At 44.9% G+C, this 14,811-nt stretch carries 12 protein-coding genes; 4 read left to right on the top strand and 8 right to left on the bottom strand.

Going from position 1 to position 14,811, the window contains the following annotated elements; genetic code table 11:
* The 4 genes from H8S65_RS01360 to galE are packed head-to-tail and all read left to right on the top strand — an operon-like array spanning position 1 to position 2,871.
* A complete protein-coding gene (locus H8S65_RS01360; RefSeq protein ID WP_186928162.1) occupies positions 1–645 on the top strand; it encodes an RnfABCDGE type electron transport complex subunit G in 645 nt (214 codons plus the stop codon).
* Positions 638–1,222 (top strand): RnfABCDGE type electron transport complex subunit E, encoded by a 585-nt coding sequence (locus tag H8S65_RS01365; protein WP_186928163.1) that lies wholly within the window; start codon positions 638–640, stop codon positions 1,220–1,222. Before H8S65_RS01360 ends, H8S65_RS01365 begins: the two co-directional genes overlap by 8 nt.
* Positions 1,223–1,233: 11 nt before the next feature.
* Positions 1,234–1,806: an electron transport complex subunit RsxA gene (rsxA, locus tag H8S65_RS01370; protein WP_186928164.1), complete on the top strand. Its 573-nt coding sequence runs from the start codon at positions 1,234–1,236 to the stop codon at positions 1,804–1,806.
* Positions 1,807–1,830: 24 nt separating this feature from the next.
* Positions 1,831–2,871 carry a UDP-glucose 4-epimerase GalE gene (gene galE / locus H8S65_RS01375; protein WP_186928165.1) on the top strand — a complete coding sequence of 347 codons (1,041 nt, stop codon included), beginning with the start codon at positions 1,831–1,833 and terminating at the stop codon, positions 2,869–2,871.
* Between the two features lie 354 nt (positions 2,872–3,225).
* On the opposite strand, the gene H8S65_RS01380 is transcribed toward galE, so the two are convergent.
* From H8S65_RS01380 to H8S65_RS01415, 8 genes are all read right to left on the bottom strand, one after another.
* Complete coding sequence (locus tag H8S65_RS01380; protein WP_186928166.1) at positions 3,226–3,852, bottom strand: HAD family hydrolase; 627 nt, start codon at positions 3,850–3,852, stop codon at positions 3,226–3,228.
* Positions 3,853–4,015: 163 nt separating this feature from the next.
* Positions 4,016–5,263, bottom strand: coding sequence for a DUF1015 domain-containing protein (locus H8S65_RS01385; protein WP_186928167.1), 1,248 nt, complete (start codon positions 5,261–5,263; stop codon positions 4,016–4,018).
* Between the two features lie 66 nt (positions 5,264–5,329).
* The gene (locus H8S65_RS01390; RefSeq protein ID WP_186928168.1) at positions 5,330–6,253 is read right to left on the bottom strand and encodes an NAD(P)-dependent oxidoreductase; all 924 of its coding nucleotides are present in this window, start codon (positions 6,251–6,253) and stop codon (positions 5,330–5,332) included.
* Positions 6,254–6,255: 2 nt separating this feature from the next.
* The gene (serC, locus tag H8S65_RS01395; RefSeq protein ID WP_186928169.1) at positions 6,256–7,323 is read right to left on the bottom strand and encodes a 3-phosphoserine/phosphohydroxythreonine transaminase; all 1,068 of its coding nucleotides are present in this window, start codon (positions 7,321–7,323) and stop codon (positions 6,256–6,258) included.
* Positions 7,324–7,508: 185 nt separating this feature from the next.
* A complete protein-coding gene (locus tag H8S65_RS01400) occupies positions 7,509–8,783 on the bottom strand; it encodes a replication-associated recombination protein A (RefSeq protein WP_186928170.1) in 1,275 nt (424 codons plus the stop codon).
* Positions 8,784–9,040: 257 nt separating this feature from the next.
* Complete coding sequence (locus tag H8S65_RS01405; protein ID WP_186928171.1) at positions 9,041–10,210, bottom strand: site-specific integrase; 1,170 nt, start codon at positions 10,208–10,210, stop codon at positions 9,041–9,043.
* 179 nt (positions 10,211–10,389) lie between these two features.
* The gene (locus tag H8S65_RS01410; RefSeq protein WP_186928172.1) at positions 10,390–11,868 is read right to left on the bottom strand and encodes a RagB/SusD family nutrient uptake outer membrane protein; all 1,479 of its coding nucleotides are present in this window, start codon (positions 11,866–11,868) and stop codon (positions 10,390–10,392) included.
* A 39-nt stretch (positions 11,869–11,907) separates the two neighbouring features.
* Positions 11,908–14,748, bottom strand: coding sequence for a SusC/RagA family TonB-linked outer membrane protein (locus H8S65_RS01415; protein WP_298981014.1), 2,841 nt, complete (start codon positions 14,746–14,748; stop codon positions 11,908–11,910).
* Positions 14,749–14,811 lie beyond the last annotated feature (63 nt).

The following is a 14,811-nucleotide window of genomic DNA, read 5'->3' on the forward strand; positions in this document are numbered from 1 at the left end:
ATGGCAAAACTAAAATCAACATTACCCAATATGTTCCTTTCACTCACGATCATCTGTGTAGTGGCAGGAGCGATATTAGCAGGTGTGAACATGTACACCACCGGCCCGATTGCCGCCACCAAAGCCGCTGCACTGGAAGCAGCGATCAAAGCGGTGACGCCGGATTTCGATAACAAGCCGACCGAGCAGGCTTATATGGCTGTTACGGCAGACGGCGATTCGCTGAAGATCTATCCGGCTACCAAAGACGGCAAGTTCGTTGGCGCAGCCGTAGAAAGTAACACGAAGAAAGGTTTCAGCGGCGAAATCAAAGTAATCGTAGGCTTCGACGCCGAAGGCAAACTCCTGAACTACTCCGTGCTGCAACATGCCGAGACTCCGGGCCTGGGCGCCAAGATGCAGGAATGGTTCCGCGCGGACAAGAACAAACAGAGCGTGCTGGGACGCAACCTGGCCGACGGCGAACTGAAAGTATCTAAAGACGGCGGCGATGTAGACGCAATCACAGCGGCAACCATCACCAGCCGCGCATTCCTGAACGCGGTGAACCGTGCTTACAGCGCATTCGCAGGCACTGACGGATTGACCGGCGCAACCGCATCATCCGATAACACAACTAAAGAGGGAGGAAACGACAATGAGTAATCTGAAAATATTGATGAATGGTATCATCAAAGAGAACCCGACATTCGTATTGCTGTTAGGTATGTGCCCGACATTGGGTACGACCTCTTCCGCTCTGAATGGCATGAGTATGGGACTTGCCACGATGTTCGTGCTGATCTGTTCCAACATCGTGATTTCCGCCTTGAAGAACCTGATCCCCGACATGGTGCGTATTCCGGCTTTCATCGTCGTGATCGCAACCTTCGTGACGGTTGTCCAGATGTGCATGGAGGCTTTCGTGCCGGCTTTGTATGCCAGCTTAGGGTTGTTCATCCCGTTGATCGTTGTAAACTGTATCGTGCTGGGACGTGCCGAAGCGTTCGCAGCCAAGAACGGCATCATCCCTTCCGCCATCGACGGACTGGGTATGGGACTGGGCTTCACGATGGCATTGACGTTGCTGGGGGCTGTCCGCGAGTTGCTGGGAACCGGCAAGTTGTTCAACCTGACATTGATGCCCGAACAATACGGTTCACTGATTTTCGTACTGGCTCCGGGTGCTTTCATCGCATTAGGATATCTGGTCGCTATTGTAAACAAACTGCGTAAAGCTTAAAAACGAACGATATGGAATATATACTGATCTTTATTGCCGCCGTATTCGTAAACAACGTTGTACTGGCACAGTTCTTAGGTATCTGTCCGTTCCTGGGCGTATCCAAGAAGGTGGAAACGGCAGCCGGCATGGGCGCCGCCGTGACTTTCGTATTGACGATCGCTACAGTCGTAACGTTCCTCGTACAAAAATATATTCTGGATGCTTTTGGCTTGGGCTTTATGCAGACCATCAGCTTCATCCTGATCATTGCCGCATTGGTACAGATGGTGGAAATCATCCTGAAGAAAGTCTCTCCGGCCCTTTATCAGGCGCTTGGCGTGTTCCTTCCTCTGATCACGACAAACTGTTGTATCTTGGGTGTGGCCATCCTCGTAATACAAAAAGAGTATAATTTATTGGAATCCGTTGTATATGCAATCTCAACTGCTATTGGATTTGCGTTAGCTTTGATTATCTTTGCAGGTGTCAGAGAACAATTAGCAATGACGAAAGTTCCCGATGGCATGAAAGGAACCCCGATCGCCCTTATCACAGCTGGTCTGTTGGCTATGGCTTTCATGGGTTTTTCAGGGATTGTGTAATTACTAATCTAAATAAACACTAAGATGAAACAAAAGATTTTAGTAGCAGGTGGAACTGGTTACATCGGATCACACACCACAGTAGAACTGCAGAACGCAGGTTATGAAGTAGTCATCATCGACGACCTGTCTAACTCCAATATAGAAGTATTGGACGGCATCGAACGCATCACAGGCATCCGTCCTGAATTCATCCAACTGGACTTGAAAGATAAGGAAGCAACCCGCGAAGCACTGAAAGCTCATCCGGGAATCAAAGGGATCATCCTGTTTGCCGCCAGCAAAGCAGTTGGCGAATCCGTACAGCAGCCATTGAAATACTACCGTAACAACGTTGTGACACTGGTAAACCTGTTGGAACTGATGCCGGAAGCCGGTATCGAAGGTATCGTATTCTCATCTTCCTGTACCGTTTACGGACAGCCAGATCCTGAAAACTTGCCTGTAACCGAGGACGCACCGATCAAACCGGCAACCTCTCCTTACGGAAACACAAAACAGATCAACGAAGAGATCATCCGCGACACGATCCACGCCGGCGCTCCTTTCAAGAGCATCATCCTGCGATACTTCAACCCGATCGGAGCACATCCGACAGCAGAGATCGGCGAATTGCCTAACGGCGTTCCTCAGAACCTGATCCCTTACCTGACTCAGACGGCTATGGGCATACGCAAGGAGTTGAGCGTGTTTGGTGACGACTACGACACGGTTGACGGTTCTTGCATCCGCGACTATATCAACGTAGTCGATCTGGCCAAGGCTCACGTGATCGCTATGGACCGTATGTTGGGCGGCAAGTCTCTGGAAAATGTGGAAATCTTCAACCTCGGAACCGGAAACGGTGTATCGGTACTCGAACTGATCAACACATTCGAAGCAGCTACAGGCGTTAAAGTCCCGCACAAGATTGTAGGCCGTCGTGAAGGCGATATCGAAAAGGTTTGGGCCAATCCCGAACGTGCCAATAAAGTCTTAGGCTGGAAAGCAACAGAAACGCTCGCCGACACATTGGCTTCCGCCTGGAAATGGCAGGAAAAGCTACGCGAACGCGGTATCATGTAATCGGAAACATCCTCATTATTGATAAAAAGGGAAGCATCAGCCGATGTTTCCCTTTTTACATTTCACATTCACACACCTCCTAAACCCCTATCAATCAAAATCTTCTTGTGAACCCTCATCACTCCCTATGACCAAGAATGAAATCAAATAAAGAAGGAAAGAGAATAACAAAAACTTTTCCGAAACCAAGCACAAAGTAAGTAACCATCAAAGAGAAACTAATCGTTCCACCCGTGTGAGCCGATCGGCTCACACGGGTGGAATGTACGGCTCACAAACGTGGAAAGTACGGCTCACAGCTGTGGGCCGATAAATAAGAATGCACTCGGCAACTAAAAAGAGCAGGCCGGAAGATTACTTTTCCAGTATATCCAGGACAGCTTCCCGCCAATCTTCCCCATTTCCGGGCTGGTATGTATGGAAACCGAGTCCCTGCCCGACCTCTATATTCGATTTGGCATCGTCGACAAACAGCGTTTCAGCGGGAATAAGAGGGGCGTCTTCTATCATCCGATCGAAGATGGCAGCATCAGGTTTCGTTGCTCCTGCCTCATAAGAAGTGTACATTTTATCGAAATAGGCGGATATCGGACGACCGGCAGGAGTAAACGCCTCACTCCTTGCCCACGACTGGACAATCGGGTTCGTATTGCTCAACAAATAAACCTTATACTTCTTCCGAAGCTCTAACAGGAAATCCAACTTATATTGAGGGACATCGGCTATAAAGCCCATCCAGGCATATTTGATTTCATCATAAGAAAGCTGTTTACCGGTATGCTCACGTAATTTCCGGCAGAAGGTATCGACATCGATCTTTCCATTTTCCACTTCCAGGAAAAAACCTTTCTGCTCGTATGGATCGAGCAATTGTTTCGCGTCCTTCACTCCTATCTCTTCAAAACGGCTTATAGCCTGGTGATGATCCAGGTCGATCAACACACCTCCCAAGTCAAATACTATATTTCTGATTCTTTCCATATTCTTCTTTATGTTATACTCACAAACTTACATAAAAGTGTCCGAACAACCAAATAAAAAAAGTGAAGGCCGTATGCGGCAGGTGAAACTACCTTTACATACAGCCTTCACAGTAAATCGTTATTATACAGGCCCCAAGCAGGCTTGTGAATGTGAAATCATTCTATTCGAGCTTGTGGATAACCAGGCCGGAACGCAGTTTCGGTTCGAACCAGGTTGTCTTGGGAGGCATAATATTACCGGTATCGGCAATATCCATCAATTGCTTCATGGTGACAGGATAAAGCGCCAGAGCCACCTTCATCTCGCCACTGTCCACACGACGTTTCAATTCCCCCAGTCCACGGATACCGCCTACGAAATCGATACGCTTGTCCGAACGGAGGTCTTTTATCCCCAATATTTCATCCAGAATGAGGTTGGAAGAGATCGTCACATCCAGGACACCGATCGGGTCGTTATCGTCGTATGTCCCCGGCTTGGCAGTCAGCGAATACCATTTTCCGCCCAGATAGAGGGAGAAGTTATGCAAAGCTGCCGGTTTATAAATATCAGTACCTTTTTCTTCTACTATAAAGTCCTTCCCCAGCTTAGCCAGAAATTCTTCTTCCGACAGGCCGTTCAGGTCTTTCACCACACGGTTATAGTCGATAATGGTCAACTGGTTTGCCGGGAAACAGACTGCCATAAAATAGTTATATTCTTCGTCACCTTTATGATCGGCGTTCTGTTTTGCCTTTTCCGCTCCAACCAGCGCAGCCGCAGCAGAGCGGTGATGGCCGTCGGCAATATATAAGGAAGGCATTTCACCGAACAACTCCGTGATACGGGCAATATCGGCTGCCTCATCGATAATCCAGAAAGTATGGCCGAAACCATCATCTTTCGCAACGAAGTCATATTCCGGAGCGCGGGATGTATATTTGGCAACTATCCTGTCCAACTCCGCATTATCGGGATAAGCAAAGAACACCGGTTCGATGTTGGCATTGTTCACCCGGACATGTTTCATACGGTCTTCTTCCTTGTCACGGCGCGTCAGTTCATGTTTCTTGATAACGCCATTCATGTAATCGGGCACGTATGCACCGACAACCAGGCCGTACTGTGTCTTGCCATTCATGGTCTGGGCATACACATAGTAGCATTCTTCCTTATCCTGGACCAGCCAGCCTTTTTCCTGGAACATCTGGAAATTAGCGGCAGCTTTCAGATAAACAGCGGGATCGTGTTCGTCCGTCCCGACCGGAAAGTCGATCTCCGGCTTAATAATATGGTAAAGGGATTTATCGTTGCCTTTTGCTTCTTCACGCGCTTCTTTGGAGTCTAACACATCGTACGGACGGGAAGCGACTTGTTCGACTAACGCCTGTGGAGGACGAATGCCTTTGAAAGGTTTAATAATAGCCATAATAAGGTGTGTTTTAAATATTAGAAGATACGCCCTCGCAAAAGCAAGGGCGAAATCTATGAGTAATTACTTATTTACGCGGAACTTTTCGCATCCTTCTTTCAGGAAGCCTTCGATCTGCTTAGCGGCGGCAATACCGGCATTGATATTGGCTTCGGCAGTCTGTGCGCCCATCTTTTTGGGAGTAGAGAAATAGCGGCCGGCAAACTTGGCAGCAAACTCTTCGTTGGCAGCAGGCATAATGTCGGTTACATATTTCAGGTCTGCACGCTCTTCCATCAGCTTGATCAGTCCGGCTTCATTAATAACTTCCTTACGGGCCGTATTAACCAAGAGGCCGCCTTTCGGCATCTTTCCCACCAATTCATAATCGATAGAATTCTTTGTTTCGGCAGTTGCCGGGATATGCAAAGAAACGACATCGCAGGTAGCATAAAGTTCTTCCTGTGAAGCGACCGGTTTCACGCCATCCGCTTCAATGGCAGAGGCCGGACAGAAAGCGTCGAAAGCATAGATTTCCATTCCGAAGCCTTTAGCAATGCGGGCTACATTACGGCCTACATTGCCGTAAGCATGGATACCCAGCTTCTTGCCTTTCAATTCCGTGCCGGAAGTACCGTTATAGAAGTTGCGGACAGCCATCACCATCATACCGAAAGCCAATTCGGCAACGGCATTGGAGTTCTGTCCCGGCGTGTTCATCACACATACATTGTGGGCTGTCGCAGTAGCCAGGTCGACGTTATCGTAACCGGCTCCGGCGCGTACGACTATTTTCAATTGCTTGGCCGCATCCAACACTTCTGCATCGATAATGTCACTGCGGATAATGATGGCATCCACATCCTTGACAGCATCCAGCAGTTTAGCCTTTTCACCATATTTCTCCAACAGGACCAATTCGTCGCCTGCACTTTCCACTACTTCGCGGATACCTTTCACAGCTATCGCTGCGAAAGGTTTATCTGTTGCTACTAATATCTTTGCCATAATCAATGCTGTTTTTCAAAATCTTTCATACATGCAACCAAAGCTTCAACACTGCTCTTAGGCATTGCGTTGTACAGAGAGGCACGGAAACCACCGACAGAACGGTGTCCTTTGATACCGACCATACCGGCAGCCGCAGCAAATTTGCCGAACGCGTCTTCCAGTTCCTTATATTCGTCATTCATCACGAAACATACATTCATGATAGAACGGTCTTCAGCTACGACAGTTCCTTTAAACAACTTGTTGCGATCGATTTCATCATAGAGGATAGCGGCATTTTCCATATCCTTCTTTTCCATTGCGGCAACACCGCCTTGTTCCTTATACCATTTCAATGTCTGCAAAGCAGCGTAGATAGGCAGCACGGGAGGAGTGTTAAACATGGAATCCTTGTCGATATGAGTCTTGTAGTTCAACATTGTCGGGATCGGACGGTCCACATGTCCCAAAGCATCCACACGTACGATGGCCAATGTCACACCGGCAGGAGCCAAATTCTTCTGTGCTCCGGCATAGATAATGTCATATTTGGACACATCGACAGGACGGGAGAAAATATCGGACGACATATCGGCAACCAAACGTTGTTTCACATCCGGATCTTTGCGAGTTTCCGTTCCGTAAATCGTATTATTGGTCGTAATGTGGAAATAATCAGCATCGTCGGCAATCGTATAATCTTTCGGAATATATGTATAGTTCTTATCTTTGGAAGATGCCACGACTTCGACTTCCCCGAACAGTTTAGCTTCCTTGATGGCTTTGGACGACCATGTACCGGTATCCAAATAAGAAGCTTTCTTATTCAAAAGGTTGTAAGGGACCATACAGAACTGCATACTTGCACCTCCACCCATGAAAACAACCTCATAACCAGCAGGAACATCCAGCAATTCTTTGATCAGCGCACGCGCTTCATCATTCACGGCAATGAATTCTTTACTTCTGTGGGAGATTTCAAGAAGAGATAAACCCATACCCGCAAAATTCTCTACCGCAGCAGCCGTATTTTTAATTGTATACTCGCTCAAGATAGAGGGACCTGCATAAAAATTGTGCTTCTTCATACCAATGTCTTTTTAATGTTAAATATAATTTAAGTAACTAATTTCTCAAAACAGGCGGCTAATGTACGAATTTAATTGAGAAGCGAAAATGAAAAACCGGAAAATATTAACAAATAGTCGACCTTTGCGCTCTTTTCGTTACATTTCTCTTTAATTTTCAATCTTCAATTATCAATTTTCAATTTCTAATATCTGTCACCCCACAAACGTCTCATTTGTTCGATTAGTTTGTGCTCGGACGGATTTTCCTGTCCTTTCCACAGCCGTTCGTTCAAAATCTCCTTTGGAAGAAACTCTTGCTTGACAAAATGATTTTCATAATCGTGCGCATATTTGTAGTCTTTTCCGTAATTCAACTCCGCCATCAATTTTGTCGGTGCATTTCGCAAATGAAGGGGAACAGGCAAGTTACCTGTACGGTTCACCAGCTCTAACGCATCATTAATCGCCATATAAGCCGAATTACTTTTAGGACTGCATGCCAGATAAACGGTCGTTTCCGCCAAAATGATCCGTCCTTCAGGCCAGCCGATTTTCTTCAAGGCATCAAAACAAGCATTTGCCAACAATAGAGCATTCGGATTCGCTAATCCGATATCTTCCGAAGCTGAAATAACCAGACGGCGGGCAATAAATTCCGGGTCTTCGCCACCGGCAACCATACGTGCCAGCCAGTAAATAGCGGCGTCCGGATCACTTCCGCGGATGGATTTGATGAAAGCGGATATAATGTCATAATGCATCTCTCCTCCTTTATCGTACGCCGCCGGATTTTCCTGCAAGCGCTCCACCACCTTTTCATCTGTTATTTCAATCTTTTCATTTCCTTCTTCAGCAGCTACTACGAGCTCCAGGATATTCAGCAACTTCCGTGCATCGCCACCGGAATAACGCAACATGGCGTCTGTCTCGGTCAACACGATATTCATATCCTTCAATACGATATCTTCCGTAACCGCCTTATTCAACAAAGTCAACAGATCAGCTTTCTCCAACGACTTCAAAACATATACCTGGCAGCGTGAAAGCAATGGACGGATGACCTCGAACGAGGGGTTCTCCGTCGTGGCTCCGATCAAGGTTACCACACCTGTCTCTACTGCATTGAGCAGGGAATCCTGCTGCGACTTGCTGAAGCGATGTATTTCGTCAATAAACAGGATCGGTGAAACGGTATTGAAAAAGCGGTTGCTTTTTGCCTTTTCTATTACCTCCCGCACATCTTTCACTCCTGAACTGATTGCGCTCAACGTATAGAACGGAGCTTCCAGTTTATTTGAAATAATCTGCGCCAACGTCGTCTTTCCCACTCCCGGAGGCCCCCACAATATAAATGAAGGGACACGACCAGCATCAATCATCTTTCTAAGGACAGCTCCCTGGCCGACCAGGTGCTTCTGCCCTATATAATCATCCAACGTCTTCGGACGTAATCTCTCTGCTAACGGTTGACTCATCATGCTGACAAAAGTCGGATATTTTATTTACTTTTCAAAGCATAATCCCTGCAAAAATTCAAGGTCATTTTAATGTTTGACAACAGGAAAATATAATAAAAAGAAAGCACACATAAGCGCACACACCAGTACAAGCCTCAAAACAATAACATTTTGTCAATCCTGTTCTCTCTATGACTGACGTAAAATCATAAAAAAATCGGGGACGTGTCAAAAAAAGAACTTGACACATCCCCGTCCTTCCATATCAATAGCTTCTTTTATTTCAGCGTGATATTTTTCAGATCACGTATAACAGTCATATCCATAATATCGCTATAGATCTCGGTTGTCCGCACACTTTTATGCCCTAAGAGCTTCTGCACGGTCGTGATATTCGCTCCATTATATAATAATAAGGTAGCATTTGTATGACGTGCCATGTGGAAAGACAACCTTTTACCTATTTCCGCCAACCGGCAAATCCTCTTCAACTGTTTGTTCACATTCGAATTAGCCGAAACGGAGACGCCAAAAAGCGTCTTGGAATAACGCCTACGATAACGTTCGTAAATTGAAAGCGCTTTTCCATCAAACAACAAAAACAATGGCAAGCGGACATTCACATCTGTCTTTACCGATGAATAGATCAACCATAATTTATCGTCGATCATGTGGAAGTTATCCGGCCTTATATTCACTATATCCGAAAAACGAAGCCCAGTGTAACAACTGAAAAGAAACATATCGAGCGTTCGTCTAAGTGCACGTTGCAATTTAGGAGCGACATTCTCCAACTTCTCCAATTCTTCCGGCGTCAGATGACCACGCTTACTCTCCATATATTTAATCTTATACTTGCGAAAAGGATATTTCTGCAATTCGAACAGATCTTTATTTATAGCCAAGTTGACATATCTTTTCAGATGCTTCATATGCTTGGCAATCGTATTACGGTGATACTTATGCTCAAGAAGAAAACGTTCAAAATCACAAAGGAAATTAAAAGTAAGATCTTCAAAAGACACTTCCGACTGATACTGGCATAAAACCAGCAAAGTAGACATGTGGTTTTTCAGTGTGGACAACCTCAAATTACTATGTTCGATCTCACTTTTCATAAAAGAGACAAAAGATGAAGAGGCAGACTCAAAATCTCCCCTCTCCCTCAGATATTCCAAGGAAAACGGACGTCCGCTCTGAACCATGTCCAACTCGATCCGCTCCAAGTAGGAAATATAATCCTCCATGTACCGATTGAGTTCATCCATGTTGGGATGATTCCTCACAGCCCTTTTCTTGCTATCCCACTGCGTGGGCTTAACATAGATTTTCGTCGAGAAATACTTCTTTTGCCTATTCAGGTAGGCCTCCACCTGAATCAAAGCTTTTCCTTCTGCATTCAACCGCTTTTTTCGATTGAACACCAGGTTGTAAATAACTTTTTCCATGATATACATTATTTTCTGAATGAGAACACGAAGGAACAATAATAAGTTCTTTGTTTCGTATGAGACAAACTAAAAGTTTGTTATTACATCTTATTCCTTCTATTTTTTCTTCTATCATCAAATAAAAAAAGGCTATGGCACTCATGCCACAGCCTTTTACGTTTGCAATATAAATAAATTTATTTTTTCGGAAGCGTACCCATCCAGTCATTCTGTTCGACTCCAAATCCGGAATTGATTTCAGCACTTGGAATAGGGAACAATAAATTGGAAATCTTATAGTTCGTATAAGTGTACATAACATTGGGCGCACTATAAGCATAGACCTCTGCGTCTTCATCCCAACGGCGCAAATCATATAAACGCAGGCCTTCCTGGAACAATTCACGTGCACGTTCATCCTTAATAAAAGACATCAGTGCCTCAGATGTTGCCGGCAGATCGCTCACAGAAGTAATATCGGCATTACGTTTAGCCACCGTCAATAAGGCATTCTGCGCATTGCTCAAACTGCCGTTTGAACTTTTCAAATTAGCTTCTGCTATAATCAGGAACATTTCCGGAGCATTTACGATATAGTTTGTTCCATAAGCGGAGTTCCCAGAAGCATGTGAGAATTTACCAGACTTAAAAACCGGCACGGTCAACGAAGAAGTCGCATCCCATTCAATGAGGCTCGTACGGCAATCATTCTCACCATAGAGAGACTGCAATTTCGGACTCGGGCTGAAGTTGTAAGTAGACCACAACGTACCGCATGAGTTGGCCGACCAGTTTTGTGTTTCTGTAATAGCCAACGCAAACAGGCTTTCCGAATTGGATTCTCCACCGTTATAAAGAGCCCTGTAAGATTCTTTCTTATAAGTCAGCGATGTAATGCCAGCCTCGTCGAGTGCTTTTTGGGCATACGTCATTGCTTCGTCCCAATTTTCAAGATACAGGTATGTACGTGCCAATAATCCGTAAACAGCTGCTTTATTAAAATATAGCAATTGCCCTCTGTCACCGCCAGCCGCATCGAAATGAGAGATGGCATTCTTGAAATCAGAAAGTACAGCCTCGTAGCTCTGCCCTACAGTCGAACGGCTGACCTGGGCAAGCGCTTCGATAGGTTTGTCGATAATGACGATACCCGGTTCGGAAGAAAAGTCGGTTCCATTCACTTTTACCTGGTGAGCATAAATATTAGTCAGCAACAACTGGGCATATCCGCGAAGCGCATACGCTTCTGCCATATTACGGTCCAATACTGCTTTTTCTTCAGCCGTACTGCTTTCATAAATAGCCGGTGCACCTTCAATGATACGAGCAGCGTTATCCGCAGTTTTGTATCCGTATTCCCAAATATTCTTCAGGTAAGTATCCGTATCAGTGAATGTAAACTGATAAATTCCGTCAAAATGCCCTGTTTTTGAATTCCAATACGAAATATCGGTCGGAATATCGCCGATGCTGATAGCATAATTGCCGGCGAAATAATAATAGTACAAATTATAATAAGTACCATTAAGCGCTGTCGAAATATTGTCAACTGTTGACAATCCAGCATCGACATCGATGCCTTTATAGTAATCGGTCTCCAAGAAGCTGTTTCCGCATCCTGAGAATCCGCATCCTAAAGCCAACAGGACACATGCATTTAATATATTCTTTTTCATATTCTTAAACATCTCTTTTTAATTACTGTAACACAAGATTTAGAAAGTAAGTTGAATACCTCCGACGAACGTACAAGTAGCCGGATATTGCCAAGCGATAACACCGTTAGCCGAAGTTTCCGGATTATAGCCGATAAAGTCACTTGATGTAAACGTATAGAGATTATCTACAGAAACATAAGCGCGTAATTTCTGGATAAATACTTTTTCCGATAATCTTTTCGGCAACGTATATCCCAATGTGATATTGCTGATACGCAAATAACTTCCATTATACAAGAAACGGGAAGAAGTTTTCGAAGCATTGTTCGGGTCACCGTAGATGTATTGCGGATATTTAGCTGTTTTGTTGTCCTCTGTCCAGGAATTAAGAGCCACGTCTTCAAGCGGTGTACGCAACGACATACCGAAGCCGGTAAAAGAAGCACCCGAATCGAAAACCTTACCACCTAAACGATAGTTAAAGTTTATATTGAAATCCAAGTCTTTCCAAGTCAAGGTGGTTCCAAAACCGCCCAAAATCTTAGGATCGGCATTACCAACATAGCGTTTAGCTGCTGCGTTGTAATCTGACGTAGTCTCGTCACCCTCTTTATTAAGATACCACATCGGTTTACCATTTTCCTGATCAACACCTGCATATTCTTTCATGTAGAACTGGCTGTAAGGACGTCCTTCTTCAATAATCTGGTATGTATATTCCAATGGATCGTCGGTCGACAACTTTATCACCTTATTTCTGTTCCAGGTCAGGTTGGCAAAGACATTCCAAGTCAGTCCCTTCCTCTGGATAATGTTTGCATTTGCAGAGAGTTCGATACCGCGGTTGCGGATAGATCCGATATTCTGATATGTTTCCTTGATACCGGTTGTCATAGACAAGGGAACCTGGAAAAGAGCGTCGGAAGTATCTTCATTATAGAAGTCGAAAGTCAAATGAAAACGTTGCAACAACGAAAGGTCGAAGCCTACGTCAAACTTCTTGGAAACTTCCCAAGTCAATGCCGTATTCGGAATACTGGTCGGACGCATACCCGGAGTCTGATTGTAGTTATAGCCTGAAGAATAGAATCCACGGGCAGCATACCAGTCGATATCCTGGTTACCGACCGTACCGTAAGAGGCACGGAGTGTTGCATTCGTGATCACTTCATTCCCGCTAAGGAACTCTTCACTTGAAGCACGCCATTTTCCACCAACTGACCAGAAATTACCCCAACGGCTGTCCGAGCCAAACACGGAAGAACCGTCACGGCGGAAAGAACCGGACAGGTAGTATTTATCTTCATAAGAATAATGTGCATCAAGGAAGTAAGAAGCCAAACGCGCTTCTTTCTTGTAATATTCACTGCCCTGCTCCGTACCGGCTGTCGTAAGGTCACGCATTCCGGATGCAGCAAACGGGAAGTCAGACTTAGCATAATAATCGTAGAAATAGCTTTTCTTTTGCATTTCCTGTCCAAGCATTACACCTACATCATGTTTTTCTGCAAAAGTGTAATTCCAACCGATAATGTTATTCCATGTAACGACAGTGCTCTTAGCGTTCATCTGCTGTCCCAATCCGTTATAGTCCATACCCTGCGGATTATAAAGAGCACTCCAGTACTGGTATTCGCGGCGTTCGTTGACATTTACGCCCAGTGTTGTCTTGGCATAGATGCCTTTACCGAAATCAACTTGGAAATAAGGATTCAAGTTGATTGTCTGAAGAGTAGTTTCGTTTATCTCACCTGCTTTTTCATCCATCAATGCCAATGGATTGTAATTATTCACATTCGCATAGTTTCCTTCTTCATCGTAGAACGGAGACATAGGCGTTTGGCTGGATATAGCCGCAGTTATCGGGCTGGACATGGAACCTGCCGTAGACAGGGAAAAACCGTTCTGAGTAGAATAGCTGTAGGATGTATTTACCCCCACTGTTGCCCACTTGAATTTGGAATCCAGGTTAAGACGTCCTGAAAGACGTTCCAAATCAGAACCGATAAGCAAACCGTCCGTGCTCAGATATCCCAAACTTACATAATAACCGGTGGAACCGGTACGTCCCTGCATATTAAGGTTATAATCCTGATAATAACCTTTACGTGAAATGGCATCCATCCAATCGTAAGAAGACTTGCGGTCCCAACCGAAATAGTCATCGGCCAAAAAATCATAGTTTTCCTGCCAATCTCCACCTTGTGCAGCAGTCAAACCGTTTGCAAAAAGGTTCATTGTCTGTTGTGCACTGGCAAAGTCCATATTGTGATTAGCCATCGACACAAAACCTTGTTTAACATCAAGATTAATGTTAAACTTACCTTCCGAACCTTTCTTGGTGGTAACAATGATCACACCATTCGCAGCACGCGAACCGTAAATAGCAGTAGCCGCCGCATCCTTCAGAACCGTAATATTTTCAATATCAGCAGGGTTAAGAGCCGCCATCGGGTCTAATGTGTTGTTGCTGCTGTAATTGAAAGAATTATCATCTCTGTCTGAATCGATAGGCATACCATCGATCACGTAAAGCGGTTGTGTTCCTGAATTGAGCGAACCGCGTCCACGCACATAAATAGAGCCCCATACACCCGGCATACTGCTCGAATTATTCATTTGAATACCAGGAACAGTCCCTTCCAGAGCCTTCACAAAATTCGCATCGTTTTTCTTGGCAAGAACATCTTTACCAACAATAGATGCAGCACCCGTAAATGAAGCCTTACGCTGTACGCCATATCCCGTAACAACAACTTCATCAAGCACCTCAGTATCCGACTCCAAAACAACATTGAGCGTCGGCTTTACTCCCATTTCCTGGGTCTTCATACCCACAAAAGAAATTACCAGAGTCTTTGCAGAACTTGGTATATCTGCAATATCCTGATTGTTAATGGATTAATTATACATGTAGTCTAAGCTATTATCTATTTATAAGAAATAATGCATCGAATATGA

Source organism: Parabacteroides hominis (assembly GCF_014287585.1).
Taxonomy (GTDB): domain Bacteria; phylum Bacteroidota; class Bacteroidia; order Bacteroidales; family Tannerellaceae; genus Parabacteroides; species Parabacteroides hominis.

Excerpts from the sequence above, each read along its gene's own strand:
- H8S65_RS01360 (WP_186928162.1), top strand. The coding sequence starts at position 1 with ATGGCAAAACTAAAATCAACATTACCCAATATGTTCCTTTCACTCACG.
- H8S65_RS01365 (WP_186928163.1), top strand. The coding sequence starts at position 638 with ATGAGTAATCTGAAAATATTGATGAATGGTATCATCAAAGAGAACCCG.
- rsxA (WP_186928164.1), top strand. The coding sequence starts at position 1,234 with ATGGAATATATACTGATCTTTATTGCCGCCGTATTCGTAAACAACGTT.
- galE (WP_186928165.1), top strand. The coding sequence starts at position 1,831 with ATGAAACAAAAGATTTTAGTAGCAGGTGGAACTGGTTACATCGGATCA.
- H8S65_RS01380 (WP_186928166.1), bottom strand. The coding sequence starts at position 3,852 with ATGGAAAGAATCAGAAATATAGTATTTGACTTGGGAGGTGTGTTGATC.
- H8S65_RS01385 (WP_186928167.1), bottom strand. The coding sequence starts at position 5,263 with ATGGCTATTATTAAACCTTTCAAAGGCATTCGTCCTCCACAGGCGTTA.
- H8S65_RS01390 (WP_186928168.1), bottom strand. The coding sequence starts at position 6,253 with ATGGCAAAGATATTAGTAGCAACAGATAAACCTTTCGCAGCGATAGCT.
- serC (WP_186928169.1), bottom strand. The coding sequence starts at position 7,323 with ATGAAGAAGCACAATTTTTATGCAGGTCCCTCTATCTTGAGCGAGTAT.
- H8S65_RS01400 (WP_186928170.1), bottom strand. The coding sequence starts at position 8,783 with ATGATGAGTCAACCGTTAGCAGAGAGATTACGTCCGAAGACGTTGGAT.
- H8S65_RS01405 (WP_186928171.1), bottom strand. The coding sequence starts at position 10,210 with ATGGAAAAAGTTATTTACAACCTGGTGTTCAATCGAAAAAAGCGGTTG.
- H8S65_RS01410 (WP_186928172.1), bottom strand. The coding sequence starts at position 11,868 with ATGAAAAAGAATATATTAAATGCATGTGTCCTGTTGGCTTTAGGATGC.